This is a genomic window from Hoylesella oralis ATCC 33269 (genome assembly GCF_000185145.2).
Lineage (GTDB): Bacteria > Bacteroidota > Bacteroidia > Bacteroidales > Bacteroidaceae > Prevotella > Prevotella phocaeensis.
Genome location: NZ_GL833119.1, coordinates 1,690,149 through 1,715,595, shown reverse-complemented (window position 1 = coordinate 1,715,595; position 25,447 = coordinate 1,690,149). Strand labels below are relative to the sequence as shown.

Below are 25,447 nucleotides of genomic sequence, written 5' to 3'. Positions count from 1 at the left end.
TGTAATTAACTTCTTATGGTACTTCCACCTTATTGATAATCTTACTTACAATATCCTCACTGGTTACATTGCTTGCCTCTGCTTCGTAACTTAATCCTATACGATGCCGCATCACATCATGCGCTACAGCCCTAATATCCTCCGGAACAACATAACCGCGGTGCTTAATAAAAGCATAAGCACGGGCTGCCTTGGCCAAATTAATACTTGCACGAGGAGAGCCACCGAATGTTATCATATCTTTTAATTCCGGCAATCCGTAGCGTTCCGGATAACGACTTGCGAATACGATATCGGCGATATATTGTTCTATTTTCTCATCAATATATACTTCGTTCACAATCTTACGTGCATTCAATATCTCGGCGGCCGTCGTAACAGGCTTAACCTTCGGGAGTTCTCCCTGCAGGTTTTCACGAATAATCAATTTCTCCTCCTCTATCGTCGGATACCCAATAACTACTTTCAACATAAAACGATCAACCTGAGCTTCCGGCAACTGATATGTTCCCTCCTGCTCAATGGGATTCTGGGTGGCCATTACAAGAAATGGATTAGGAAGCGAGAATGTGGTTTCACCAATCGTTACCTGATGCTCTTGCATAGCTTCGAGCAATGCACTCTGCACCTTTGCCGGAGCTCTATTGATTTCATCAGCCAACACGAAGTTGGCAAACACCGGCCCTCTTTTTACTTGAAACTTTTCGCCTTTCTGCGAATAGATCATCGTTCCCACAACATCCGCAGGAAGCAAATCGGGGGTAAACTGTATACGACTGTAAACTGCATCTATTAGTTGCGATAGAGTTTTTATTGCCAATGTCTTTGCCAAACCGGGCACTCCCTCAAGTAATATGTGTCCATCACTTAACAATGAAATGAGCAATGAATCTACCAAATGCTTCTGCCCCACTATTACACGGTCCATACCTGCCACTAAATTGGTAACGAAACCGCTTTGCTGTTCTATCCGAATATTCAATTCGCGGATATCAATCGCTTCTGCCATATTTTTTAATATTTATCTTTTTAAAAAACTAAACGCAAAAGTACAATATAAAAAAGATAAGTGCGAATGAAGCAAACTAAATTATATTAAAAATATATCTGAAACCTTATATTTTAAGAACTTTTGACTTATATACATATCTCTGAAAACCATCGATTTCAGAGATTATAAATATCTAAGATAACCCATCTGTTTATAGTTCACAAACATATATTCCATTATCAATACACATACAGCTAATCAAAGCCTTTTACATAGACCGCCCACAAAAAAACGAACAATAAAAAAGGTGATCTTTTACGGATCACCTTTTCAGCACGCTTCTATAAATGCTGTCTTTTATCGTTTATTTGGCATAAGCAATAGAACGAGTCTCACGAATAACCGTGATTTTAACCTGTCCCGGATAGGTCATTTCATTCTGTATCTTATCTGCTATCTCCGACGAAAGCTTCTCCGTCTCTTCATCGGTCATTTTGTCTGCCCCGACAATAACACGAAGTTCGCGCCCTGCCTGTATAGCATAAGTCTTTGTAACCCCGGGATAACTCATCGCAATAGCCTCAAGATCGTTCAAACGTTTAATGTATGCCTCTACTATTTCCCTACGTGCACCCGGACGTGCACCTGAAATAGCATCGCAAACTTGTACGATCGGAGCAAGCAACGTATTCATCTCTATCTCGTCATGATGAGCCCCGATTGCATTACAGATATCTGGTTTTTCTTTATATTTCTCTGCAATTTTGGCTCCATAAAGGGCATGTGGCAATTCACTTTCCTCATCCGGAACCTTTCCGATATCATGCAGAAGTCCTGCACGCTTGGCTTTCTTAGGATTCAGGCCCAATTCAGCCGCCATAATTGCACATAGATTTGCAGTTTCACGCGCATGTTGCAAAAGATTTTGCCCGTACGAAGAACGATATTTCATCTTGCCCACAATGCGAATGAGCTCCGGATGCAACCCGTGAATACCGAGGTCGATCGTTGTACGTTTTCCGGTTTCTATTATTTCCGTATCAAGTTGTTTTTTTACTTTGGACACCACTTCTTCTATACGAGCAGGATGTATACGCCCATCAGCCACCAATTGATGGAGTGCAAGACGGCAAACTTCACGACGAATAGGATCGAATGCAGAGATGACAATAGCCTCCGGAGTATCATCAACAACAATCTCTACGCCCGTTGCAGCTTCTAAAGCTCGGATATTACGCCCCTCTCTACCGATAATACGTCCTTTGACTTCGTCATTATCAATATGAAAAACACTTACGGAATTTTCTATAGCTGTCTCTGTAGCTACACGCTGTATGGTTTGTATAACTATCTTCTTAGCCTGTTGGTTAGCATTGAGCTTAGCCTCATCAATAATTTCATTGACATAACTTGCTGCATCTGTCTTTGCCTCATCTTTCAAACTCTCTATTAAACGATTCTTTGCTTCTTCGGCACTTAACCCAGATAATTCTTCTAGTTTTTCGCGTTCTTGCGACTGCATCCTTTCTAACTCACTCTGCTTTACAGACAACAACTTTTTCTCATTATCTACACGTTGCTGACTTTGCTCCACTTCTAATTTACGACGTCCAAGTTCTTCCTGCCGCTGATTTAGACTCAATTCCCTTTGTTTTAGCTTGTTTTCGCTCTGCTGTATCTTCTGATTTCGCACTTGGACTTCTTTCTCAAGCTCTGACTTTTTATTCAGAAACTTTTCTTTTACCTCTAGGAGTTTCTTTTCTTTTATCACTTCAGCCTCTTTTTGGGCTGTAGAAATAATTTCATTATATTTTCCTTTCAGGATATACCTAAATATGAAATAGCCAGCGCAACCGCCGATTACCACTGCAATTAACCCAGTTATTATTATTCCAACCATTCAATTATATTTTAAGTTTAAGTACTTTTTTATCAACACACGTAATCCGCACATTAACTTAAAATAACAAGAAGTATATTTTGAATATTAATTTTGAAAGAATAAATCTCTGTTACTCTCTTAATATATCTTCAATCTCAGAAGTCAGTTTCTCAAGTGTATTACTATAAGGTACCGTATCATTACGTTCCAGTTCTTTCTCATAGCGTAATGCAATATCGATCAACGCCATATACAGCAATTCCTTATCACTTTTTTTCCCTTTAAAGAATTGCGCGTAAGTATTTACCGTATCCGTTATAAGTTTCGCGGCATCACGATAAAACTTCTCATCTTCGCGAACTACATTTACGGAGATTTCCGTATCGTATACGTGTAATCTTATATGTAACTTGCTTGAACTGCCTTCTGTCATCACATCCTGTTATTTCTCACTCAGTAGCGTGATACATTTATTTACATCTCTGATAAGCTTAGCTAATCGTTTCTTTGCTCCATTCATATCAGCATCAGAAATTTCGATCATCTTTGCCATCTTCAGGCTATTGTAATCATTTTCTGCTTGAGTTAACCGTGCTTCAAGCTGTTTTATTCTTGAATCACGTTCATCAACCATCTCGTACAAATCATTATTTTCTTTCTTCATCTTAGAATAATGGAGAATCATTTGCCTTACACGAGTGGAAAATGTAGTTAAAGTCTTCTCATTAGAATTCACAATGATTTACAATTTTGTGCAAATTTAAATTAATAAATTGATAAATGCAAATTATTTCCTGTATTTTTTGAAATCAAGAAGAGTTCATGCCAAACTTCAGAAAAAAAACAAACAACCCAAATAACATTATTTAACACTTTCATGATATATTATCTTACAACGATTGTTCTTCCTTAATCAGGGTTGTATGCTACAACCTTACTAACAATCGTTAATATCATAAATCCTTTTAGAATTACGACAGAATATCTTTTCTGCACATATATTCTTTATATTGTTTGTTTTTTCTGTCATACTTTCATGACAGCTAAAAGTTATTGAATATAAAAGAATTATATCTGTATCTAAGCTGAAAGTAAGATAGAAAGAAGTCAAATAAACATAATATATCTCCATCTTACACCTACCTTGTATCTTTCATACAAGGTAGGTGTAAAAGGTCACAAAAGATAAGCTTTGTTTTTAATTGATAGACACATGAACCTTTTCTGCATATTAGTGTCATAACATCATATCAAAATTATCAGCTCTTAAATGGTTATCAACATTTTACAACAACACTGACAAAGGGCAGAAAACAACATGTCTTCTTATTTCTTTATTATATCACAAATCTGCCCCATCTACATCTTTAGCTTTAGGTAATTACTTGCTTTCATTTTTAACTTTAGATTTCGGTTCTTTCTTAGCAAGCATTACCACTTGATAAACAAAGTCTGTAATCCATTTCTGTGAAAATCCTAAACGCTTATCATACTGTCTGATAGCAATAACTGTTTTCATGACACCGGTATCAGAGAAGTCGTTCTTATTGAAAATATCATTGACCGTTTTCTCCGTCATCGTATAAATAGCACTCTTTAAAAAAGAAGGAATACGTAGTTTGAATTTCATCAGATTTCCCATCAGCATAACGATATCTTGAGTAAATCCTTGAAATTGTATCAAATAAGGTTGCACATCTTGTAATTTATGACAGTTCTTACGGATACTCTGATCGATTTCTTTAAAGAAATTATCATCAGTCTTATATAACTCCTTTAACATTTTCTTACAATGAATTTTCTCCCCTATTCCTAATTTATTATTCACCGTTGGAACATGAAGTGTTGTTTTAAACATTCTAAGGTCCGGAAGCATTGCCAAATTATTAATACCGATATTTGAAGCTAATGAGGCTTGGAAGTACACTCGTACAAGCATCATGTAGTTTTCCATTCCTACTGTAGCCTTAGGATTTTTATCTTTTCTAAAAAGATTTGTTAAAATACTCATGTTATTTATTTAACTTATAATTATCGTTTCACAATAGAATTCAACTTATTTCTATTGTGCAAAGTTAATTGAATTATCAGGAAAATCAAAACGAAAAGTAACATTTTTCATTAATATATAACCTACTTATACTTTTTATTAGTATCTTTGTACGCTTATTTGTGTAAAATACGATAAGCCTTTTTAAATAAGAGCGCAAGTATGAAAGGAATAGTTTTAGCAGGAGGATCGGGTACACGCCTTTATCCTATTACCAAAGGTGTCAGTAAACAATTGATACCGATTTTTGATAAGCCCATGATTTACTATCCCATCTCGGTTCTCATGCTGGCCGGAATTAGAGAAATACTTATCATTTCAACTCCTTTCGATTTGCCGGGATTTAAGCGACTATTAGGCGATGGGCATGAGATTGGCATAAAATTCCAATATGCCGAACAGCCTTCACCGGATGGTCTCGCGCAAGCTTTTATCATCGGAGAACGATTTATCGGTTCTGACAACGTTTGTTTGGTCCTTGGAGATAATATATTTTACGGAGCAGGTTTCACCAATATGTTGGAAAATAGCGTTTATAATGCAGAACATAATAAAGCCTCTGTCTTCGGATATTATGTTAATGATCCAGAACGTTATGGAGTTGCTGAATTCGATCATGAAGGGAATTGCCTCAGTATAGAAGAAAAACCGGCACTCCCTAAGAGCAATTATGCTGTCGTAGGATTGTATTTTTATCCCAATAGCGTGGTAGAGATTGCCAAACATATCAAACCGAGCAAACGTGGAGAATTGGAAATAACAACTGTAAATCAAGAATATCTAAAGCATAATCAACTAAAAGTACAAACACTTCCAAGAGGCTTCGCATGGTTAGATACCGGTACTCACGATAGTCTTTCTGAAGCAAGTACTTTTATTGAAGTCATAGAAAAGCGTCAGGGGTTAAAAGTTGCATGCCTTGAAGAGATTGCTTTTAAAAAAGGGTGGATCGGTAAAGAACAATTAAGAGAGTTAGCACTTCCTATGAAGAAGAACAGCTATGGAAAATATCTATTGGAGTTAATTGAAACTAAATAATATACATTCATTATAATGGAAGAAAACAAGAACTTACTTTCTGCAGAGTTTTTGGAACGAGAGGAAAAATCGACATTCGATTTCCAAACCATCTACACTGCACTTATTTTAAACTGGAAATGGTTTGTAGTTTCACTAATCATCTGTTTGGGAAGTGCCGTCTTATATCTGCGATATACTACTCCGGTTTATCAAGCATTCGCAAAACTGCTTATCAAAGATGAAAACAACTCAAAAAGTAGAGGTGGAAGTAATGCCCTTCTTAATAGTGCTTATATGGGAATGATTTCCAATTCGGCCGGTATCGATAACGAAATGGAAATACTAAGTTCGCTGACACTTGCGGAACAAGCTGTACGCGATCTTAAACTTTATGTCACCTATATGGGAGAAGGCAGAATAAAAGACCAGCTAATTTATGGAAGACAGGCGATTAATGTCGATATAGATCCCGCTCATCTAAATCTACTTAAATATCCTATCAACTTAACAATACAGCGTACAGGTAATCAATACTATGTAACGGGAAATTATTCTGTTGAAAATTTGGAGGGAAACACACGAGAAAATTATAGTATCAACAAAACTATTTCAACGTTCCCATCCACCATTAGCACACGTGCAGGAATCCTTACCTTAAGTAAAAATTCCTACAATAATTTATCCGATGGACAACATTTAATAGTAGCCATAACTCCTCCCCCTACCATTGCCCATAAGTATGTAGCAATGTTTTCTACTAAGCAGGCCCCAAAGACCACAACGATAGTCCAGCTGATGCTTAATGATGAAATACCGCAACGTGCTATAGACTATCTGAAGCAACTCGTAGTATGCTATAACCGGCAGGCCAACGAAGACAAAAATGAGATTGCACGCCGTACAGAGATGTTTATAAATACGCGTCTTCAAAAGATCAATACCGAACTTGGCACTACGGAAGGACAATTGGAAAACTATCAAAAACGGAACAATTTAGTCGATTTAAAGCTAAATGCAGGTCAAGCGGTTACAAATGCAGATACATATAATCAAAAACTCGTAGAGGCTAACACGCAAATATATTTGCTCAATAGCATCAGCGAAGAAATAAACAATCCGGTAAATAAATATCAGCCACTGCCATCGAATGTAGGATTAAACGATCAAAGTGCAACCTCGCTTATCAACAAATACAACGATATCGTTATGCAGCGTAACAAACTTTTACGCAGTGCTTCCGAAACAAGTCCTACGGTCATACCATATACATCGCAACTTGACGAGCTCACGGGAAGTATCCAGCGTGCCGTCAGCATAGCACGCCGCAACTTGGAAATACAGCGTAACAGTGTTGCATCGCTATATGGAAAATATCAAAGTCAGATACAGGAGACTCCCGGGCAACAGAAAACAATGCAACAAATAGGACGCCAACAGGAAGTGAAAGCAGGATTATATCTGATGTTATTACAGAAACGCGAAGAAAATTCGATTTCATTAGCTGCCACAGCCGATAAAGGAAGGCTGATAGATACTCCGCAAATGGCCGGTCAGGTGAGTCCCAAAAAATCGATGATTTTGCTCATTGCCCTACTCATTGGCCTCGCTATTCCATCATTGGTAGTATTTCTTATTCAGTTCTTCCGTTACAAAATCGAAGGACATGATGACGTTGTCCGGCTCACCAAACTTCCGATTTTGGCCGATGTGGCTGTTGCAAGCGATACTGCGAAAACTAAGGCCGACATTGTTGTACACAAAGACCAGAATAATCAGATGGAAGAAATTTTCCGCAGTATACGTACAAACTTGCAATTCATGATGAAAGAAGGCGAAAAAGTTATACTTTTCACTTCCACAACATCGGGCGAAGGCAAAACTTTTATTGCAGCCAACCTCGCTGTAAGTTTCGCTTTACTCGAAAAGAAAGTTGTTTTAGTAGGTCTCGATATTCGTAAACCACGATTAGCCGAACTTTTTGAAATTGACGATCATCATCATGGTATCACCAATTTACTGGTAAAAGATAATCCCAATTGGACTGATATCCAAGCGCAGATACTGCCGTCGGGCATTAACAACAATTTAGACTTACTTATGGCTGGTCCAATTCCGCCCAACCCCACCGAATTAATCTCTAGAATTTCCTTGGAAGATATCATAAATAACTTAAAACAACATTACGACTACGTGCTTATCGATACAGCGCCGGTCGGCCTTGTTACCGATACTCTGCAGATTGGGCGCATAGCAAATGCATCCGTATATCTGTGCAGAGCCGATTATACGCCAAAAGAGAGTTTCAGGCTCATCAATGATTTGGCATTCGAACAAAAGCTGCCCAATATGTGTATCGTACTGAATGGCGTAGACATGTCTAAGAAAAAGTACGGCTACTATTATGGTTACGGTAAGTACGGCAAATATGCCCGCTACGGCCATTACAGCTATGGCAACAATAAATATGGAAGCTATGGCAACTATGGCAATTACAGCAATAGCCACTATGGAGATAAGAACGACACTTCTGTCAAACTCTGATAAACTCGGCTGAAGCAACCGTAGAGCAGGTAATTCTCCTGCTCTTTAATTTAATTCATTCACGAATAGAATAATGATTATCGCAGTAGATTTCGACGGAACGATCGTAGAACATAAGTATCCTGAAATCGGAGAAGAAATTCCTTTCGCTACCGAAACGCTGAAAATGTTGATCAAAGATCATCATCGTTTAATATTATGGAGCGTACGCGAAGGCAAATTACTCGAGGATGCGGTAAACTGGTGCAAAGAGCGCGGGATAGAATTTTGGGCTGTCAATCGAGATTATCCGGAAGAAAACGGTACAGACAACAACAACCATTACAGCCGCAAACTCAAGGCCGATTGTTTTATCGACGACAGAAACGTCGGAGGCCTGCCAGACTGGGGCCAGATATATCAGATTATTTCATCCGGCAAAAGTTATCGCCGGATTATTAAAGAAGCAATGGGAACCGTGGCCGAAGCTCCGCGAAAAAAGCATTGGTGGCAAAGAAAATAATATCTACGCTAATTCTATAAAATATTATTCAGAAGAAAACAGGCGAGCTTTCGACTATGATCGAAAACTCGCCTGTATTGTAATATAACCATCCGATAATTATAACCTATTTTAAATCCAAGAAAGTCGCTCAACGGCATCAAAAAACAATTTTTAGCCCAAGAAACTCGCTCAACGGCATCAAAAAACAATTTTTAGCCCAAGAAAGTCGCTTGACGGCACCAAAAAACAATTTTTGGCCCAAGAAACTCGCTCGACGGCATCAAAAAACAATTTTTAGCCCGAGAAACTCGCTCGACGGCATCAAAAAACAATTTTTGGCCCAAGAAAGTCACTCGACGGCATCAAAAAACGATTTTTGGTCCAAGAAAGTCGCTCGACGGCATCAAAAAACAATTTTCAGCCCAAGAAAGTCGCTTGACGGCATCAAAAAACAATTTTCAGCCCAAGAAACTCGCTCGACGGCAATCCTATCATATTTTAATCTTATCCCAAACATGAATTCGAAAACGCAGAGCATTAAGAGTATCGCAAATAATTGTTGCAACACCGTTTGCTCTTAAGAACGTACAGAAATTATTTGTGAACCGCGGGCACTTCGAATTTATCGCCCGTACTTTCTACAAGCTTTCGGGCAAACGAACGAGGATAGCCCGGACGGATAACACGTGCTCCCAATCCCGTTCGCGTGCGCCGGAATGTGCCGTGATCGTCGGGACGAACGGCCATATCATTATATTTCACGATCAAATAGGTGGCTAACTTCTTCCATCGGTCGAGCATCTGCTGCGCCTGTGCATTACTGTAGTCGTTAAGGAACTGCAAAGCCATAGATTTATTTGAACTGTACAATTTCAAGGCTTCAGCCTCTATACTTGGTTGCTGTTTAAAATAGGCAGCTTCCAGACTGTCTCGCACCTCCCTAAGCGACGGGAAGAGCTGAGCGTATCGGGGATACACCATATTGCTCACCCAATTGCATACCCAAAAAGCATTTTTATCGGAGAAGGTTACGCCGTCGGCACCCGCGGTATTGTAACATTCGGGCTGCACGGTGTTGCCACAGTAGATTGGCGTGTAGGCAATCATGTTACCGTCGTCGTTGCCAAACCATAACACGCCGCCGATCTCGCGCGGCAGCCAGCTGCGCATCTGTGCAACGTACGAGAAAGCGGTCTGCTGCGTGCTCACAGGGCGCTCATTGAAATACTTCTTTCCATCCACCTCGAACATCAGTGGCGTAGGGCGATACGGCATCTGCCAGAGTCCTCCGCCGATATCCGTACTGTCGAGCGCAAGCGGCGTGCCCTCATAATGATCACGCATGCATGCCTCTATATCCTGCACGCTCACCTTGCGGTCGGGCATTATCCATAGGGGCATATCTTCGGCATGCTCGTCTTTTCCCAACGCCCACGGCAGATATTTGCTCATATCCTTGAAATGATTAAAGAAACTCCACACCCTTGCATCGCAGAAACGGCGGCCCGAAAAATCGGGCTTGGCATAGGTTTCTTTCCATGAGAAATCGGCATCTTTTCCTGCGTACCAGCCCATCTTGCGGGCATAGTTTACAACATCTTTGCTGTACATTACGTTGTTTTTATCCTTCATGTTGAACTTTCCGATACGACTTTGGTTGGCATGAGCACAAATAGCATCGTCGGGAATGCGCACAGCCACCCATACCACACTGTTCGAACCAGCACCTTTCCCCATCATTTCCATAATCCAAGCCTCATTAGGATCGCAGATTGTGAAAGTTTCACCCTCGCTATTATAACCGTAACGCTCGGCTAAAGATGTCATCACACGTATCGCCTCGCGTGCAGTTTTGGCACGTTGCAGTCCGAGATAAATCAACGATCCATAATCTATCATACCCGTAGAATCCACCATTTCTTCGCGCCCACCATAGGTAGTCTCCCCTATCGTCAGCTGATACTCGTTGATGTTGCCGATAACATTATAGGTCTCGGCAGCCTCAGGTATTGCACCATGATACACGTTAGTGTCCCAATCGTAAATTTCGCGCATCGTACCTGCCGGATGCTTTGCCGCAGGATAGTGACAAAGCCCGATGAACATGCCATAGTCGTCGGCATTGTATGTGCAGATGACAGAACCATCGGCAGATGCCTTTTTGCCGACAATAAAATTAGTACAGGCCAACATCTTCATGGTTCCCAAAACAACCATCAAAAGTAAAAATAGCTTTTTCATCATCTCATTAATATTTTATTTGACTTGTAAATATACGTACATTTCCGCGATTATCCTGCAATATGAATTTGAACCGGTGCAGTTTACCCGTCCGACTAATTGGCGTTTCCTGCAGATTACACCTTACCCACGGACTCTTAGGCACCTCTTTAAACAAAATAAACCGCCCATCCATATAGCCTTTATAGCTTTCTATCCCACTCTGACTGTCATTAACACCAAGCGTAACAATATGCTTTTGGTTCCATGCCCCTTGATTGACGGGGGTTATCGTCGGCGGAATATCATCGTAAGCAATCTCGTAAGTAGCCCCTAATTCACGTGCTTTACCATGTACCCATCCATTCTTATAGAAACCGCCCATAAACCGATCTCGCGAAGAATGGGAAACGATATAGAGCTTCGAGGGATCGGACACGGTTTTCTTCAATCTGATAGCAAGGCCGGCATAATGGAACAAGGGAAGTGAGGTGTGCGTAAGCGAATACTGATCTGAATATATTCCACGCCTGATGGTAGGCGACAATTCTTTATCTTCTGCCAAAAAACCAATACCGAACGACAATTGCATACCCGGCAGTTGGTAAAAATTCGTAGTATTCCATCTCAATGTTCTAAGCGGATGCTGCTGTATTGCTTGTTTAGTCAAAGGTGCACGTTTGGCGGAAACTGTAAAACTGTATTTCCTCTCATTACCTTTAAAATCCGTCAGAACATAAGTCAACAGATAATCCCGCTCTTGATTAAAATCGACAATTCCTCTTTCTTTATTGGTCGTAAATATCGGCAACGAAACTCCGGACTTCACATAAGAACGCATGTACCACACGTTGTATCTAAGAAAATGCTCATAGTCGCCCCAACTGTTTACCATCAAATTTAAATCAGCAGGAATACATTTCACATCACTCTTGAACGCCAATGTGCCATCAACATAAAGTTCCGTTTTCCTGACTCCGTACCGATTATAGGTCGACTCCATATAATCGTTAGCCCAAATACCAAATCCCACCTTTCCCCAAGCTGTAAACTTTCTCTCTAAATAATACGACGTAAAAGGGAAAGACTGCTTGCCGGCACCGCCACAGAAACTTCCTTCTCCGGCAACAGGATAGACCATAAAACCATGTGCCATAGGAGGTAAAGCATCTTTAACTTTCTCTCCGATAAAATCCAAAGGATCCATCATATCCCAAGAATGCGTATGATGGACTTCAAGATGCAAATGTGGTGCTTGAGAAGCACCGCTATTACCGCTGACAGCAATTAACTGTCCTCTTGATACAGGTATCGCCGCGGGAGGAAAAACCAATGTCGCATTGGCAGATTGATGCGCATACTGCCATTGCTTTACGTTTGCCTCGATCTGCGGAGCGAACTTCTTTAAATGAGCATAAACGCTTGTATATCCTTCCGGATGACGAATATAAACGGCGTTACCATATCCCCCTACACCGACCGTGACACAAGATACGTAGCCATCCCCGATAGAAAAGATCGGTTTCCCCTCTATTCCTCCGGTCTTTATATCTATACCTCCATGAAAATGATTAGGCCGTGGTTCTCCGAAATTCCCAGCCAAAGAGATTTCATAATGTACCGGAGATTGATACGCAATGACTGATAATAATAAACAAGCAAGTAGGTTCAATGCAATTAAACTAAATGAGTAACAAGAATATCAGCATGCTTTAAACGACATATCCAGCCCCTTTACCGAATGCGTCAAGGCCCCTACCGAAATAAAATCTACGCCCTGTTCCGCATAATCTCTGATTGTATCATACGTGATACCTCCCGAAGATTCTGTTTCATAGCGTCCGGAAATCTTGTCAACCGCCTTTTTAGTATCCGCAACAGAGAAATTATCAAGCATTATACGGTGTATACCTCCACGTTCGAGCACCTGATTCAATTCTTCAAAACTGCGCACTTCGATCTCTATTTTAAGATTTAAATTCCTTTCTTTCAAGTATCTGTGGCAGCGATCAATGGCATTGACAATCCCTCCGGCAAAGTCTATATGATTATCTTTCAATAATATCATATCGAAAAGTCCGATACGATGGTTCATTCCTCCGCCGATACGCACGGCTTGCTTTTCGAGCATTCGCATTCCCGGAGTAGTCTTTCGAGTATCCAAAATATGTGTTTTCGTACCTTTCAGTTTTTCCACATAACGGTTTGTCATCGTTGCAATACCGCTCATACGCTGCATTACATTTAGCATGAGGCGCTCTGTTTGCAATAAAGAACGTATCTTTCCGCTCACTTCCATTGCAATATCTCCAGCCTTCACCTTGCTTCCATCATTAATAAAAACTTGCACTTGCAGAGTTGGATCAAAACGATAGAAGATGTTCTTGGCGACTTCTACACCGGCCAAAATACCATTTTCTTTGATCAACAAAAGCGATTTGCCTAAAGCCTCTTCGGGAATACAGCACAATGTTGTATGATCACCGTCTCCAATATCTTCGGCAAAAGCCAAATCTATCAACTTATCTTCTAATTCATCCACTGATACCATAAAAAATTATCTCCTAACATTTACCTGCTTTTTCAATGATAGAGCATTGCCGCCATCTATTACCATTTGCGGTGTTTCTAACTCATGCGCAGCAGACGATCGTTGCATATTCACAGAATCCGATTTATGTATGCTATCCGTATTTACTTTTATAGCCTTATCATCAGACTCATGAATCCTTATCAAACGAATATTATAGAGAATCATTATACGCAACGTTGTAGATGATCGTAACTGGCTATTCGCACCGTCATTTAACAAAAAGAAGCCTTTTATTTCCTTTATCCCTAAATGATTGTCATCACCAACTTGTACAGAATAATGATTGGACGAAGACATATGAACAATCTGATTGGCAACGCTGTCATTCGAAAAGACAATAGCCAACGCAGCAACACCATCTCTCATTCCCTCTTGAAATATAAATTGTGTATCAAAATTCAATACCAACCTATCTCCTTTATGATATGCCGTATCGGCTTTTATGGAATAAGACTTCAAATTGAACGAGTCGTATTGAGATAATATCGCTGTTTTAGCTTCACTCCAAACATCTGCAGTATCACCTTTAGAGCTTATCATGCCATATTTATTTATATCATTAGCTGTCGCTCCTAACGAAACAGCTTCGGCACCGATACGTTCTGCCAGATGTTCATAGATTTTATGCAATTCTTCCGTATGCCGAGCATAATATACCATTGAAGAGTCAAAATCAGCATTACTTACATTATATTTCTTAAGTATTGCTGTCTTATACATTATCAGCGAACGGTAATCTCCATTCTGATTACTCATACCATCGGCAAGATGATAGTCATATAGAATATCTTCCATGTCGTCTGGCTGAATATACTTACTTGGCACAGACGGTTTACAGGAAAATTGTAATAATACCAGTACGAAAAGAAAGAAATACGTCTGATACCGTCTTTCCCTATTATGCATTCTCTTTCTTTTCCTTTTCAGCATTGATACCTTTTGCATTCTTTTCCCATTTCGTTCCATGAAAAAGAACGACGGTAAAACTTTCCAAGTCCTTACGACAAAACAAAAGAAGCAGTACTACGCCTACACTGATAGACGCATCTGCAAAATTGAATACAGGTGAAAAGAATATAAATTCGTCGCCTCCCCAAACAGGAACCCAATCGGGCCATGTCGTTATAATTAATGGAAAGTAGAACATATCGACAACCTTCCCCATTAGAAAGGGAGCATACCCTGTCCCAAACGGCACAAACTGTGAAACTGTATATGGCGTAGACTCTGTAAATATCAACCCATAAAACATAGAGTCGAAAAGATTACCTATAGCTCCGGCCAATACCATAGAGAGCATTACGACATAACAAGTCCTATGTTTTAAATGAACGAGTTTATAAATATAGTACCCTATAAAGCCGCTTGCTATAATACGGAATACACTTAGCACGACTTTATTTAAAAAAGTCATTCCGTATGCCATGCCATTATTTTCGATGAAGTTTATTTGGAACCAATCCGTAATAAAAATAGATTCCCTTAACGACATATTGGTCTTGACCATGATTTTTACAATCTGATCGATAACAAGGATACCTACAACTATAATAATAGCAAGCCACCCATCATGACACTTCGTGCCTCTTTGCATCTCCATTGCTCAATGTTTACGAGCATTCTTTGATGCCACGCTCAACGTTGCATGAGGAACAATTCTCAAACGCTCTTTAGGTATCAATTCTCCTGTAATGCGATCGATCCCATACGTTTTATTCTCAATTCTTACAAGTGCAGCCTCCAACCCTTGAATGAATTTCTGTTGTCTACCGGCCATCTGCACTAATTCTTCCTTAGTTTGGGTAGAACTTCCTTCTTCAAGGGCTTTATATGTCGGTGACGTATCATCAACATCATTGCCGTCCGCATTCATAATCTGTCTCATCATAGCATCATAATCTCGACGAGCCAACTTAATTTTTTCATTTATAATAGCGCGGAATTCTTCTAACTCCTCATCGCTATACCGTGTTTTCTCTGCCATATTTTGATCGCTTAAAGACTATTTAACCGAAATCGAATAGTCATAATTATTATATTTTTTGTATCTTAATATTCAGTTTAAAGTCTTCGAAGTCGGTTTCTACACCATTATTAGATGCTATTTCGATAACATCGGCCAATACTTGCGTTTTTATATATTCACCGAAATGCCGAATTGCAGCATTACTGAATTCATTGGAAGAAACCTGCACATTAATTCTATCGGTAATTTCCAATCCAGACTCTTTACGAAGATTTTGTATACGGTTTATCAATTCGCGAGCCATACCTTCCTGCTTTAGTTCATCTGTCAGTTCAACCTCTAAAGCAACAGTAAGGTTTCCTTCATTTGCAACAAGCCATCCGGGAATATCTTCGCTGATTATTTCTACATCAGATGCCTCTATAGTAATTTCTTCGCCTGCGATATTCAAACCGATAGAGCCGTTTGCTTCGAGCGTAGAAATCTGGTCTTGCGATAATTCATTGATCTTGGAAGCAACATCTTTCATCAATTTACCGAACTTCTTTCCCATTACTCTGAAGTTACATTTTACTTTCTTGACGAGGATATTCTGTCCTTCAATAAAGTTCAGCGACTTTACATTGACTTCATGAATAATTAAATCCTTTACTGCTTCGATATGGAGCTTTTGACTTTCATCTACAGCAGGTATCATTATCTGCTGTAATGGTTGGCGCACCTTAATATTAACCTTGCGTCTTAATGCCAAAGTCATCGAGGTTATTTTCTGTGCCATCTCCATGCGTATTTCAAGTTCCTTATCAATAAACTTCTTATCTGCAACCGGATAAACATCAAGATGCACGCTCTCTAACTTTCCTCCCAAATCATGATACAACTGATCCGCATAGAATGGCGCAAAAGGAGCAAGCAGTTTAGCTACCGTCATCAAACACTCATACAAAGTTTGATATGCAGAAAGTTTATCTTCGCTCATCTCCTTCCCCCAAAAGCGTTTGCGATTAAGGCGCACAAACCAATTGGAGAGGTCATCATTAACAAACGAATCTATCAGCCGGCCGGCACGTGTAGGATCGTATTCTATTAACTCCGTATCGACATTCTCTATCAACGAATGCAATTCAGAAAGTATCCAACGGTCAATCTCCGGGCGTTTATCAAAAGCTATCGGTTGTACTTTCGGATCGAAACCATCCACATTTGCATACAATGCAAAGAATGAGTATGTATTATATAATGTACCGAAGAATTTACGACGCACTTCATCTACGCCTTCCGGATCGAACTTTAAATTATCCCACGGCTCCGAATTCGTCATCATGTAGAAACGAACAGGATCGGCACCATACTTGCTCATCATCTCAAAAGGATCTGTTACATTCCCCAGATGCTTACTCATTTTGTTGCCTTTTGCATCAAGTACGAGTCCCGTAGAGATTACATTCTTGAAGGCGACGCTATCGAATACCATCGTAGCTATGGCATGTAAGGTAAAGAACCATCCCCTTGTCTGGTCCACTCCTTCATTGATAAAGTCTGCAGGATAGTATTTCGGCGGAATTGCAGTTTTATCGTAATTGCTTTCAATCATAGCCTTACGATCACTCTCTGTACCATAAGCCATTTCGCCCTCGAACGGATAATGCAATTGGGCATAAGGCATAGAACCGGAATCAAACCACACATCGATTAAATCTGTTTCGCGATACATCGGCTTACCCGTACTGCTTAACAGCACTATATCGTCCATGTAAGGACGATGGAGGTCTATCCTATCATAATTATCCTGTGCATATTCTCCCGGAACAAATCCTTTTACTTTCAACGGATTTACTTTCATCAAACCGGCTTCTACACTCCTATCTATTTCATGATAAAGTTCTGCGACCGATCCGATACAAATTTCCTCGCCGTCTTCATCCCTCCATACAGGAAGTGGAGTACCCCAAAAGCGCGAACGACTTAGGTTCCAATCGTTCAAGTTCTCAAGCCAATTCCCAAATCTGCCGCTACCTGTCGACGCTGGTTGCCAATTAATGGTTTTATTCAGCTCCACCATACGCTCTTTACAGGCAGAATCTTTGATAAACCAACTGTCGAGAGGATAGTATAATATCGGCTTATCCGTACGCCAACAATGGGGATAATTATGCACATGCTTCTCGATCTTGAAGGCCGTCCCTGCCATTTTCATCTCCATACAGATAACAACATTCAAGTCTTCCGCACTTTCCGATGCCTTTACATCCCACACTCCGTCGGGATTGAATTTCGGATCGTAAGCATTTTTTACATAATCTCCGGCATGAATACTGTATTCCTTAAGATCGACACACTTATTTACAAAGTTCTTATCCAATTCTTCTACAACATAATATTTACCTTGCAAATCGACCATAGGACGCGTTTCGCCTTTCTTATTAATCAAAAATATCGGAGGAACATTGTAGGTATTGGCAACTCTCGCATCATCCGCACCAAAGGTATTCGCAATGTGTACGATACCGGTTCCGTCCTCTGTAGTCACATAATCTCCGGGAATAACACGGAAAGCCTCCGACTCCATCTCAACAAACTGGTTCTTCCCGCTCTCGTCTTCAAACACCCTATCGGGATGAGCAGCAGCATATTGCTTCACAAAATCAGAAGCATTTGCATCGAGTTTCTGGCATGGTTTTACCCAAGGCATAAGCTGCCGATACTTTAAACCCACCAAATCCTTGCCTTTATACTTACCGATAACCTTATAAGGAATAACCTTATCGCCCTTTTTATAGTCTTCCAGCTTCAGTTCTTTGCCTTCCGGTTTCAAATAGGCATCCATACGAGCTTCGGCCATGATAATGGTTATCGGCTCTGCGTTATAAGGATTATATGTCTGAACAGCCACATAATCGATATTGGGTCCCACACAAATAGATGTATTCGAAGGCAAAGTCCACGGAGTTGTCGTCCATGCAATGAAATAAGGTGTCCCCCATATCGCCCACTCTTCCTTAGGGTTCAAAGCCTCGAACAATGCTGTAACCGTAGTATCTTTTACATCACGATAGCATCCGGGTTGGTTCAATTCGTGAGAACTCAACCCTGTACCGGCAGCAGGAGAATAAGGTTGGATCGTATAACCTTTGTATAGCAGCCCTTTATTATACAACTGCTTCAAAAGCCACCAAAGTGTTTCGATATACTTATTATCATACGTAATGTAAGGATGATCCAAATCTACGAAATATCCCATTTCCTCTGTAAGCTCGCGCCATTCTTTCGTGAATTTCATCACATTCTCGCGACACTTACGGTTATAATCCTCAACAGAGATATATTTCTCGGATTTCTTATTATCAATGTCCTTCTTGGTAATGCCCAACTCCTTTTCAACGCCGAGCTCTACGGGTAATCCATGCGTATCCCATCCCGCCTTCCGATGAACCTGAAAGCCTTTCATGGTCTTATACCTGTTGAACGTATCTTTAATACTTCGTGCAAGTACATGGTGAATGCCCGGATGACCGTTAGCCGAAGGTGGCCCTTCAAAGAATACGAATTGCGGATAACCCTCACGTTCCTCAATCGATTTGTGAAAGATATCCCTTTTCTTCCACTCAGCCAATACTTCTTTATTCGTCTTTGTTAAATCGAGACCACTATGTTCGGCAAATCTCTTAGCCATCTTTATACCTTCGTTTTATTATATAATAATATTTTGGTGGGCAAAGATAGTAAAAAATAATTTCATGTACAAATTATATACTTATTTTAATATACACCTTATAATTTAACATCCATACAATATAAATACGATAAATACGTTATTTGTAACATATGAGAAAGAAGTATTCGATTTTATATATCATACTATTGCTGCATGCCATCTGCAGTACAGCGCAGACTTTCACCCTGCAAGGTAAGGTTACAGACGAAGATCAAAATCCCGTGGAATTAGCTACAGTCTCGGTGCTGAAGCAAGGGAAAGTAACTCTTACATCATTAAACGGAAAGTTCAGCATGCAGTTACATTCGGCAGACTCTGTTGTCGTCAGGTTTTCTATGATCGGTTATAAAACCAAGACACGTGTATTGAGGAGGCCAAAAGGTACACAAAACCTTCAAATAGTACTGTATTCAGACAACACAACTTTAAATGAAGTGCAGATTACGGGGCAACGTATACAAAGCGGACAAACTCAGGAACTGAAAAAGGAAGACATGAAATTGACGCCAAACGCTTCGGGTAATGGTGTAGAAGCTCTGATACAGAGTCAGGCTGGCGTATCTACACACAGCGAACTTTCCTCACAATACAACGTTCGCGGAGGCGCCTTCGATGAAAATAGCGTATATATCAATAATGTAGAAATATATCGTCCGTTTCTCGTAAGAAGCGGACAGCAGGAAGGCCTCTCTATTATAAATCCGGACATGGTAGAAAAGATCGGCTTTTCAACCGGCGGATTTGAAGCCAAGTATGGCGACAAAATGTCTTCAGCCCTCGATATTACCTATAAACTTCCTAAAAAATTCGAAGCCTCAGTGGCAGCAAGTCTGCTGGGAGCAAGTGCATACGTCGGCTTTGGAAATAAGAAATTCTCGTGGTCTAACGGCATCAGATACAAAACAACCAAATATCTGTTGGGCACTCTTGAAACCAATGGAGAATACAAACCTTCTTTCTTAGATTACCAAACCTATCTTAATTATAAACCCAACAGGCGATGGACGATCGATTTTATAGGCAACATTTCCGACAACCACTACAACTTTGAACCGGAAGACCGTGAAACTAAGTTCGGCACATTGCAAAATGTAAAGTCATTCCGCGTCTATTTCGACGGACAAGAGAAAGACCTTTTCAGAACATATTTCGGAACATTGGGCATTAGGCGCAACATCACCGACAGCACTTCGATCGCCGTATTGGCATCAGCATTCTCTACAAAGGAGCAAGAAAAGTACGACATTCAAGGACAATATTGGCTCACGCAGACGGAAACAAGCGAAAATCTCGGCGTTGGAACCTACTTCTTGCATGCACGCAATTACCTGAAAGCTCACGTCGAAAGCGTAAAGCTCATGCTTAGCCATAAAACCAAGAAGCATAATTTCGAGGGAGCATTCACCTTCAAACGGGAACATATCGAAGAAAAATCTGTTGAATATGAGATGCGAGACTCGAGTGGTTACAGCATTCCTCATACCGGCAGAGACCTGAATATGGTATATTCGTTACGCGCACGCAATACACTTGATGCAAATCGCATAGAGACTTATCTACAAGATACTTATAGGTTTACGAGCACCAATTCCCATGCATTCTTTACACTGAATTACGGTGTACGGATAAGCCATTGGAGTTTTAATAAAGAAACCATCATAAGTCCTCGACTGTCTCTCGGCATTATTCCGGCATTCAACCATAATGTAACCATGCGTTTTGCCACAGGCATCTATTATCAGGCACCATTCTTCAAAGAATTAAGAGACACTTCGACCGTCAACGGAGTTACCTATGCTCGGCTCAACGAGAAAGCTAAAAGCCAGCGTTCCATCCATTTCATCGCCGGTTTCGACTACCGCTTCTATCTTAATCAACGACCATTTAAATTCACAGCTGAAACATATTACAAGGCTTTAAGTAACCTTGTTCCCTACAGTGTGAACAATGTAAAGGTAGTATATTATGGCGATAACATCGGTAGCGGGCATGCTATGGGGATTGATCTTAAACTGTACGGAGAATTCGTGCCCGGAACAGATTCTTGGATCAGCTTGTCTGTCATGAATACGAGAATGAAACTCAATGGCAAGAGCATCCCCTTACCTACCGATCAAAGATATGCTGTCAATCTGTTTTTTACCGATTATTTTCCCGGAACAGAACGATGGAAGATGTCGCTGAAGCTGGCTTATGCCGATGGGCTGCCTTTCTCGGCTCCACATAAGGAAATAGAAAACAACTCATTCCGTGCACCTGCCTATAAACGAGCAGATATCGGAATGAGTTACAGGCTGCTTAATAACGAACATAAAACATCAAACAGCATATTCAGGAACATATGGTTAGGCATAGACTGCCTGAACCTATTCGGCATCAGCAACGTAAATTCGTATTATTGGATTACCGATGTCACCAATCATCAGTATGCTGTACCTAACTATCTCACGGGCAGACAAATCAACGCACGTATACTTTGTGAATTTTAAACTATGCATATAAGAGGATTACAACATACCTGTATCATGGCTATCTTTATGATATATGCCATCATTTGTAAGGCTCAACGGAACGTAATCTATAACAGTCGCATTGCTTCATTGCAGGTAATGGTTGGCAATAATTGGCTCGTTCCTCCTATAACCAATTTAAACGATCTGGCCAAGACGCCTATCAATATCTCTTTCGATGACATGACACACGAATATCACCGTTACACTTACTCCATTGAACATTGCGAAGCAGACTGGAAGACCTCGGAAAATCTTTTTGCAAGCGACTATATTGAGGGCTTTAGCGAAGGCAACACGATAGATAACATAGCACAATCTGTTAACACAAACCAGCTTTATACCCACTATTCCCTATCTATTCCCAACGAACGTTGCGCCATCAGAATGAGTGGAAACTACCGACTTACCGTATACGATGATAACAATCATCAGGAACCGGTCCTTAGTGCATGCTTCTGGATCGTAGAACCTATTGCCGGTATATCTCTCTCCGTATCTACCAATACCGATATCGATATCAATAATTCCCACCAACAAGTTTCCATGAACCTGAACTATGGCCCGCTAAACGTTACCGATCCGCAAAATCAGATACAAACCGTAGTCATGCAAAACGGCAGGTGGGACAATGCTGTTATCAATAGCAAACCGCAGTATATTACAAACGACGGACTGCGATGGAGCCACAACAGAGACCTTATTTTTGCGGGGGGAAATGAGTACCGCAAGTTCGAAACGCTCGATGTAAACCATCCTACCATGGGAATAGAGACCATCGACTGGGACGGAAGCAACTACCATGCTTACGTATGGACCGATGAACCACGCCTAAGTTATATATACGATGAAGATGCCAATGGTGCCTTCTGTATCAGAAACAGTGATAATGTGGAGAACAATACGGCATCCGATTATCTTATTGTACACTTCCGTCTGAAAACTCCACACCAAACTGGCGACATATATCTCAACGGTGCGTGGACGAATGATAGGTTTTTGCCGCAATACAAAATGCAATACAACGATACGCAAGGCTGCTATGAAGCGGCCGTAAAACTGAAACAAGGCTACTATTCGTACCAATATTTGCTTATGAAACCAGATCATACACTCGTTCCCGTACCGTCTGAAGGCAATTTCTACCAAACAGAAAACCGATATCAGGCTCTGGTATATTTCAAAGGCATCGGAGAACGCACCGACAGGCTTGTAGGCTATAACAGCATACGTATAAAATAAAACGACAAAGAATTTGGTTGTTACAAAAAAATCTCATATCTTTGCACACGCAATTACGAAATGCCGATATGGCTCAGTTGGTAGAGCAATTCATTCGTAATGAATAGGTCCCCGGTTCGAGTCCGGGTATCGGCTCACTCAAATCCTATTGTTTCACTTAATATGCGGTAGTAGCTCAGTTGGCAGAGCGTCGGCTTCCCAAGCCGAAGGTCGCGGGTTCGAACCCCGTTTACCGCTCTTTTCCTGCTCTACTTTTATATTTTCGCGATAACTGCATGCACTTCTGCGCGTATTACGCCATGCTTCTATCGTCGACAGGCATTATTTCTACCTGTGCTGTTCGGCATGCCTATATGCGGCATAAACCGTCTTCTCTATAAGCATTACCCTATTTTCTCACTTTTTTGTAATACTCGTTCAAGCTGTTTCTCGGTATTCCCAATGCTACAAGGCGGTCTAATTCTTTCCTTGCTTCCTGCTTCCGGTTCAGTCGTATCAATAAATCTGCACGATTAAGGATGTAGTCCGTATTGCCTGCATCTCTTTTTACAGCTTCTGCATAGTCGTATTCGGCTAATTCGAACATATTCCGTTCGCATTCGATACCGGCACGCGCCGCGTATGCAACGGCACTGTCGGGATACTGTTCGACCAGCCTGTTGATCTGTTCCATTGCTTCTGTGTAATGATGATCTTTCTGGTTCAGCAGTGCTAAGCCCAACTGTGCCTCGAAGTTGCCGGGAATAATCTTCAAAAGATTATTGTAATCCATTCTTGCAAAGCTGTATCGCCCTTGTTTCTCGTTCACATAGGCCCTATAATATAACGCTGCAATATTATCAGGATCACGTTTCAGCACCCTATCATAGGTTTCTTGTGCATACTGCCACTGCTGTAACTGTATATTCCATCCTGCCTTTTTAAGACATAAATCTATACTGTCGGGATGATAAGCCAACTGTTCCATCGCCACAGACAAAGAATCTCTGATCGGATTTGTACTCTGTGCATAGCTCTTGCATATCGCTATAAGACCGAAAAACAGGAATAAAATTTTCTTGAACATGATGCTCTAACAATAAAACACCGCAAAGATATGCAAAAAAATGACAGATGATATAAATACCGTCTGCCATTAATTATTTTAATTCTTAATTGCTATTTTTTCACATCATGCCTTTCTTATATAATCCACAATCCATGATCCAACCTCTTTGGTTCCGTATGGTGTGGCTCCCTCAACTTGTATCTCGGGTGTACGCACATTGGCATCAAGACTCTCATCTACGGCCTTTCTTATCAATGCACCTTCTTCTTTCAAGTCAAAGTGTTCGAGCATCATGGCAACAGAGAGTATCTGTGCTATCGGATTAGCAAGGTTCTTTCCGGTTGCCTGAGGCCAACTACCATGCACAGGTTCGAACACCGGCGTGTGTTCACCTGTAGATGCGGAAGGCAACAATCCCATAGAACCGGAAATACAGCTGCCCTCATCGGTCAGAATATCGCCGAAAGTATTTTCCGTTACCATTACATCGAAAAACGTAGGCTCGGCTATCATACGCATCGCAGCATTATCTACAAACATATAGTCGGTTTCCACATCGGGATATTCCGGTGCAAGTTCTTTGGCTACTTGGCGCCATAAACGACTCGAAGCAAGCACATTAGCCTTATCAACCACCGTAAGATGGCGGCGGCGCTTGCGTGCATAATCATAAGCCACCCTAAGAATACGCTCAATTTCCGGACGGGTATAATAGTTCGTATCATAGGCTTTGTCGTTATCTTGATACTTTTCACCGAAATACATTCCGCCAGTCAACTCACGAATGCAGATGAAGTCGGCACCCTTTATAAGCTCGTCTTTTAACGGAGACTTATGCAATAAGCACTTAAATGTTTGTACCGGCCGTATATTGGCAAACAATCCAAGTCGTTTACGCATAGCCAAGAGCCCCTGTTCCGGGCGAACTTTCGCCATTGGATCATTGTCGTATTTCGGATCGCCCACCGCTGCAAATAACACAGCATCGGCATTCATGCACACTTTATAGGTTTCTTCCGGAAATGGATCGCCTATCCTGTCTATCGCATGTGCTCCGCATATCGCCTCCTCATACACCACTTCGTGATGAAACTTTTCGGCTATAGCATCCATTACGGCAACACCTTGCTTCATTATCTCCGGCCCTATACCGTCACCGGCCAATACTGCAATCTTTAATTTCAT

The 25,447-nt window shown here is 40.8% G+C and carries 19 protein-coding genes and 2 tRNA genes; 7 read left to right on the top strand and 14 right to left on the bottom strand.

Translation table 11 applies throughout. The annotated features are described in order from the left end of the window. Positions 1 to 13: 13 nt before the first annotated feature. From HMPREF0663_RS09570 to HMPREF0663_RS09545, 5 genes are all read right to left on the bottom strand, one after another. The gene (locus HMPREF0663_RS09570; RefSeq protein ID WP_004370287.1) at positions 14 to 1,009 is read right to left on the bottom strand and encodes an AAA family ATPase; all 996 of its coding nucleotides are present in this window, start codon (positions 1,007 to 1,009) and stop codon (positions 14 to 16) included. Between the two features lie 346 nt (positions 1,010 to 1,355). Further along, positions 1,356 to 2,891 carry a ribonuclease Y gene (gene rny / locus HMPREF0663_RS09565; RefSeq protein ID WP_004370286.1) on the bottom strand — a complete coding sequence of 512 codons (1,536 nt, stop codon included), beginning with the start codon at positions 2,889 to 2,891 and terminating at the stop codon, positions 1,356 to 1,358. A 112-nt stretch (positions 2,892 to 3,003) separates the two neighbouring features. Then, a complete protein-coding gene (locus HMPREF0663_RS09560; RefSeq protein WP_004370285.1) occupies positions 3,004 to 3,306 on the bottom strand; it encodes a cell division protein ZapA in 303 nt (100 codons plus the stop codon). Between the two features lie 9 nt (positions 3,307 to 3,315). Then, positions 3,316 to 3,609 carry a coiled-coil domain-containing protein gene (locus HMPREF0663_RS09555; RefSeq protein WP_016665154.1) on the bottom strand — a complete coding sequence of 98 codons (294 nt, stop codon included), beginning with the start codon at positions 3,607 to 3,609 and terminating at the stop codon, positions 3,316 to 3,318. A 645-nt stretch (positions 3,610 to 4,254) separates the two neighbouring features. Then, positions 4,255 to 4,884 carry a DUF8491 family protein gene (locus HMPREF0663_RS09545; protein ID WP_004370282.1) on the bottom strand — a complete coding sequence of 210 codons (630 nt, stop codon included), beginning with the start codon at positions 4,882 to 4,884 and terminating at the stop codon, positions 4,255 to 4,257. A gap of 201 nt (positions 4,885 to 5,085) precedes the next feature. On the opposite strand from HMPREF0663_RS09545, the gene rfbA reads away from it, so the two are divergent. The 3 genes from rfbA to HMPREF0663_RS09530 all read left to right on the top strand — a co-directional run bounded on the left by rfbA (position 5,086) and on the right by HMPREF0663_RS09530 (position 8,986). Further along, positions 5,086 to 5,961 (top strand): glucose-1-phosphate thymidylyltransferase RfbA, encoded by an 876-nt coding sequence (gene rfbA / locus HMPREF0663_RS09540; RefSeq protein ID WP_004370281.1) that lies wholly within the window; start codon positions 5,086 to 5,088, stop codon positions 5,959 to 5,961. A 15-nt stretch (positions 5,962 to 5,976) separates the two neighbouring features. After that, on the top strand, positions 5,977 to 8,484 hold the full coding sequence (locus HMPREF0663_RS09535) for a GumC family protein (RefSeq protein WP_004370280.1): 2,508 nt from the start codon (positions 5,977 to 5,979) through the stop codon (positions 8,482 to 8,484). A gap of 73 nt (positions 8,485 to 8,557) precedes the next feature. Continuing rightward, positions 8,558 to 8,986 carry a BT0820 family HAD-type phosphatase gene (locus HMPREF0663_RS09530; RefSeq protein WP_004370279.1) on the top strand — a complete coding sequence of 143 codons (429 nt, stop codon included), beginning with the start codon at positions 8,558 to 8,560 and terminating at the stop codon, positions 8,984 to 8,986. 576 nt (positions 8,987 to 9,562) lie between these two features. On the opposite strand, the gene HMPREF0663_RS09525 is transcribed toward HMPREF0663_RS09530, so the two are convergent. The 7 genes from HMPREF0663_RS09525 to ileS all read right to left on the bottom strand — a co-directional run bounded on the left by HMPREF0663_RS09525 (position 9,563) and on the right by ileS (position 19,420). After that, on the bottom strand, positions 9,563 to 11,209 hold the full coding sequence (locus HMPREF0663_RS09525; protein ID WP_036875498.1) for a dipeptidase: 1,647 nt from the start codon (positions 11,207 to 11,209) through the stop codon (positions 9,563 to 9,565). Between the two features lie 7 nt (positions 11,210 to 11,216). Continuing rightward, a complete protein-coding gene (locus HMPREF0663_RS09520; protein WP_004370277.1) occupies positions 11,217 to 12,791 on the bottom strand; it encodes a M23 family metallopeptidase in 1,575 nt (524 codons plus the stop codon). A 99-nt stretch (positions 12,792 to 12,890) separates the two neighbouring features. Then, a complete protein-coding gene (nadC, locus tag HMPREF0663_RS09515) occupies positions 12,891 to 13,739 on the bottom strand; it encodes a carboxylating nicotinate-nucleotide diphosphorylase (protein WP_004370276.1) in 849 nt (282 codons plus the stop codon). Positions 13,740 to 13,745: 6 nt separating this feature from the next. Further along, the gene (locus HMPREF0663_RS09510) at positions 13,746 to 14,687 is read right to left on the bottom strand and encodes a DUF4296 domain-containing protein (RefSeq protein WP_004370275.1); all 942 of its coding nucleotides are present in this window, start codon (positions 14,685 to 14,687) and stop codon (positions 13,746 to 13,748) included. Next, the gene (locus HMPREF0663_RS09505; RefSeq protein WP_004370274.1) at positions 14,680 to 15,381 is read right to left on the bottom strand and encodes a lipoprotein signal peptidase; all 702 of its coding nucleotides are present in this window, start codon (positions 15,379 to 15,381) and stop codon (positions 14,680 to 14,682) included. Before HMPREF0663_RS09505 ends, HMPREF0663_RS09510 begins: the two co-directional genes overlap by 8 nt. 3 nt (positions 15,382 to 15,384) lie before the next feature. Next, entirely contained in the window at positions 15,385 to 15,765 is a 381-nt protein-coding gene (locus HMPREF0663_RS09500; RefSeq protein WP_004370273.1) for a TraR/DksA family transcriptional regulator, read from the bottom strand. Positions 15,766 to 15,814: 49 nt separating this feature from the next. After that, positions 15,815 to 19,420: an isoleucine--tRNA ligase gene (gene ileS / locus HMPREF0663_RS09495; protein ID WP_004370272.1), complete on the bottom strand. Its 3,606-nt coding sequence runs from the start codon at positions 19,418 to 19,420 to the stop codon at positions 15,815 to 15,817. A 152-nt stretch (positions 19,421 to 19,572) separates the two neighbouring features. Here ileS and HMPREF0663_RS09490 point away from each other — a divergent pair, with 152 nt between their 5' ends. The 4 genes from HMPREF0663_RS09490 to HMPREF0663_RS09475 all read left to right on the top strand — a co-directional run bounded on the left by HMPREF0663_RS09490 (position 19,573) and on the right by HMPREF0663_RS09475 (position 23,451). Then, on the top strand, positions 19,573 to 21,951 hold the full coding sequence (locus HMPREF0663_RS09490) for a TonB-dependent receptor (protein WP_004370271.1): 2,379 nt from the start codon (positions 19,573 to 19,575) through the stop codon (positions 21,949 to 21,951). A gap of 3 nt (positions 21,952 to 21,954) precedes the next feature. Further along, positions 21,955 to 23,214 (top strand): type IX secretion system plug protein, encoded by a 1,260-nt coding sequence (locus HMPREF0663_RS09485; RefSeq protein ID WP_016665157.1) that lies wholly within the window; start codon positions 21,955 to 21,957, stop codon positions 23,212 to 23,214. A 62-nt stretch (positions 23,215 to 23,276) separates the two neighbouring features. Beyond that, positions 23,277 to 23,349, top strand: a tRNA-Thr gene (locus HMPREF0663_RS09480). Between the two features lie 29 nt (positions 23,350 to 23,378). Further along, positions 23,379 to 23,451, top strand: a tRNA-Gly gene (locus HMPREF0663_RS09475). 151 nt (positions 23,452 to 23,602) lie between these two features. Here HMPREF0663_RS09475 and HMPREF0663_RS09470 read toward each other — a convergent pair. After that, positions 23,603 to 24,280 (bottom strand): tetratricopeptide repeat protein, encoded by a 678-nt coding sequence (locus HMPREF0663_RS09470; RefSeq protein ID WP_004370269.1) that lies wholly within the window; start codon positions 24,278 to 24,280, stop codon positions 23,603 to 23,605. Positions 24,281 to 24,385: 105 nt separating this feature from the next. Beyond that, positions 24,386 to 25,447 carry a 3-isopropylmalate dehydrogenase gene (leuB, locus tag HMPREF0663_RS09465; RefSeq protein WP_004370268.1) on the bottom strand — a complete coding sequence of 354 codons (1,062 nt, stop codon included), beginning with the start codon at positions 25,445 to 25,447 and terminating at the stop codon, positions 24,386 to 24,388.

Coding starts and splice junctions, on each gene's coding strand:
- HMPREF0663_RS09570 (WP_004370287.1), bottom strand. CDS start 1,009: ATGGCAGAAGCGATTGATATCCGCGAATTGAATATTCGGATAGAACAG.
- rny (WP_004370286.1), bottom strand. CDS start 2,891: ATGGTTGGAATAATAATAACTGGGTTAATTGCAGTGGTAATCGGCGGT.
- HMPREF0663_RS09560 (WP_004370285.1), bottom strand. CDS start 3,306: ATGACAGAAGGCAGTTCAAGCAAGTTACATATAAGATTACACGTATAC.
- HMPREF0663_RS09545 (WP_004370282.1), bottom strand. CDS start 4,884: ATGAGTATTTTAACAAATCTTTTTAGAAAAGATAAAAATCCTAAGGCT.
- rfbA (WP_004370281.1), top strand. CDS start 5,086: ATGAAAGGAATAGTTTTAGCAGGAGGATCGGGTACACGCCTTTATCCT.
- HMPREF0663_RS09535 (WP_004370280.1), top strand. CDS start 5,977: ATGGAAGAAAACAAGAACTTACTTTCTGCAGAGTTTTTGGAACGAGAG.
- HMPREF0663_RS09530 (WP_004370279.1), top strand. CDS start 8,558: ATGATTATCGCAGTAGATTTCGACGGAACGATCGTAGAACATAAGTAT.
- HMPREF0663_RS09525 (WP_036875498.1), bottom strand. CDS start 11,209: ATGAAAAAGCTATTTTTACTTTTGATGGTTGTTTTGGGAACCATGAAG.
- nadC (WP_004370276.1), bottom strand. CDS start 13,739: ATGGTATCAGTGGATGAATTAGAAGATAAGTTGATAGATTTGGCTTTT.
- HMPREF0663_RS09510 (WP_004370275.1), bottom strand. CDS start 14,687: ATGCATAATAGGGAAAGACGGTATCAGACGTATTTCTTTCTTTTCGTA.
- HMPREF0663_RS09505 (WP_004370274.1), bottom strand. CDS start 15,381: ATGGAGATGCAAAGAGGCACGAAGTGTCATGATGGGTGGCTTGCTATT.
- HMPREF0663_RS09500 (WP_004370273.1), bottom strand. CDS start 15,765: ATGGCAGAGAAAACACGGTATAGCGATGAGGAGTTAGAAGAATTCCGC.
- ileS (WP_004370272.1), bottom strand. CDS start 19,420: ATGGCTAAGAGATTTGCCGAACATAGTGGTCTCGATTTAACAAAGACG.
- HMPREF0663_RS09490 (WP_004370271.1), top strand. CDS start 19,573: ATGAGAAAGAAGTATTCGATTTTATATATCATACTATTGCTGCATGCC.
- HMPREF0663_RS09485 (WP_016665157.1), top strand. CDS start 21,955: ATGCATATAAGAGGATTACAACATACCTGTATCATGGCTATCTTTATG.
- HMPREF0663_RS09470 (WP_004370269.1), bottom strand. CDS start 24,280: ATGTTCAAGAAAATTTTATTCCTGTTTTTCGGTCTTATAGCGATATGC.
- leuB (WP_004370268.1), bottom strand. CDS start 25,447: ATGAAATTAAAGATTGCAGTATTGGCCGGTGACGGTATAGGGCCGGAG.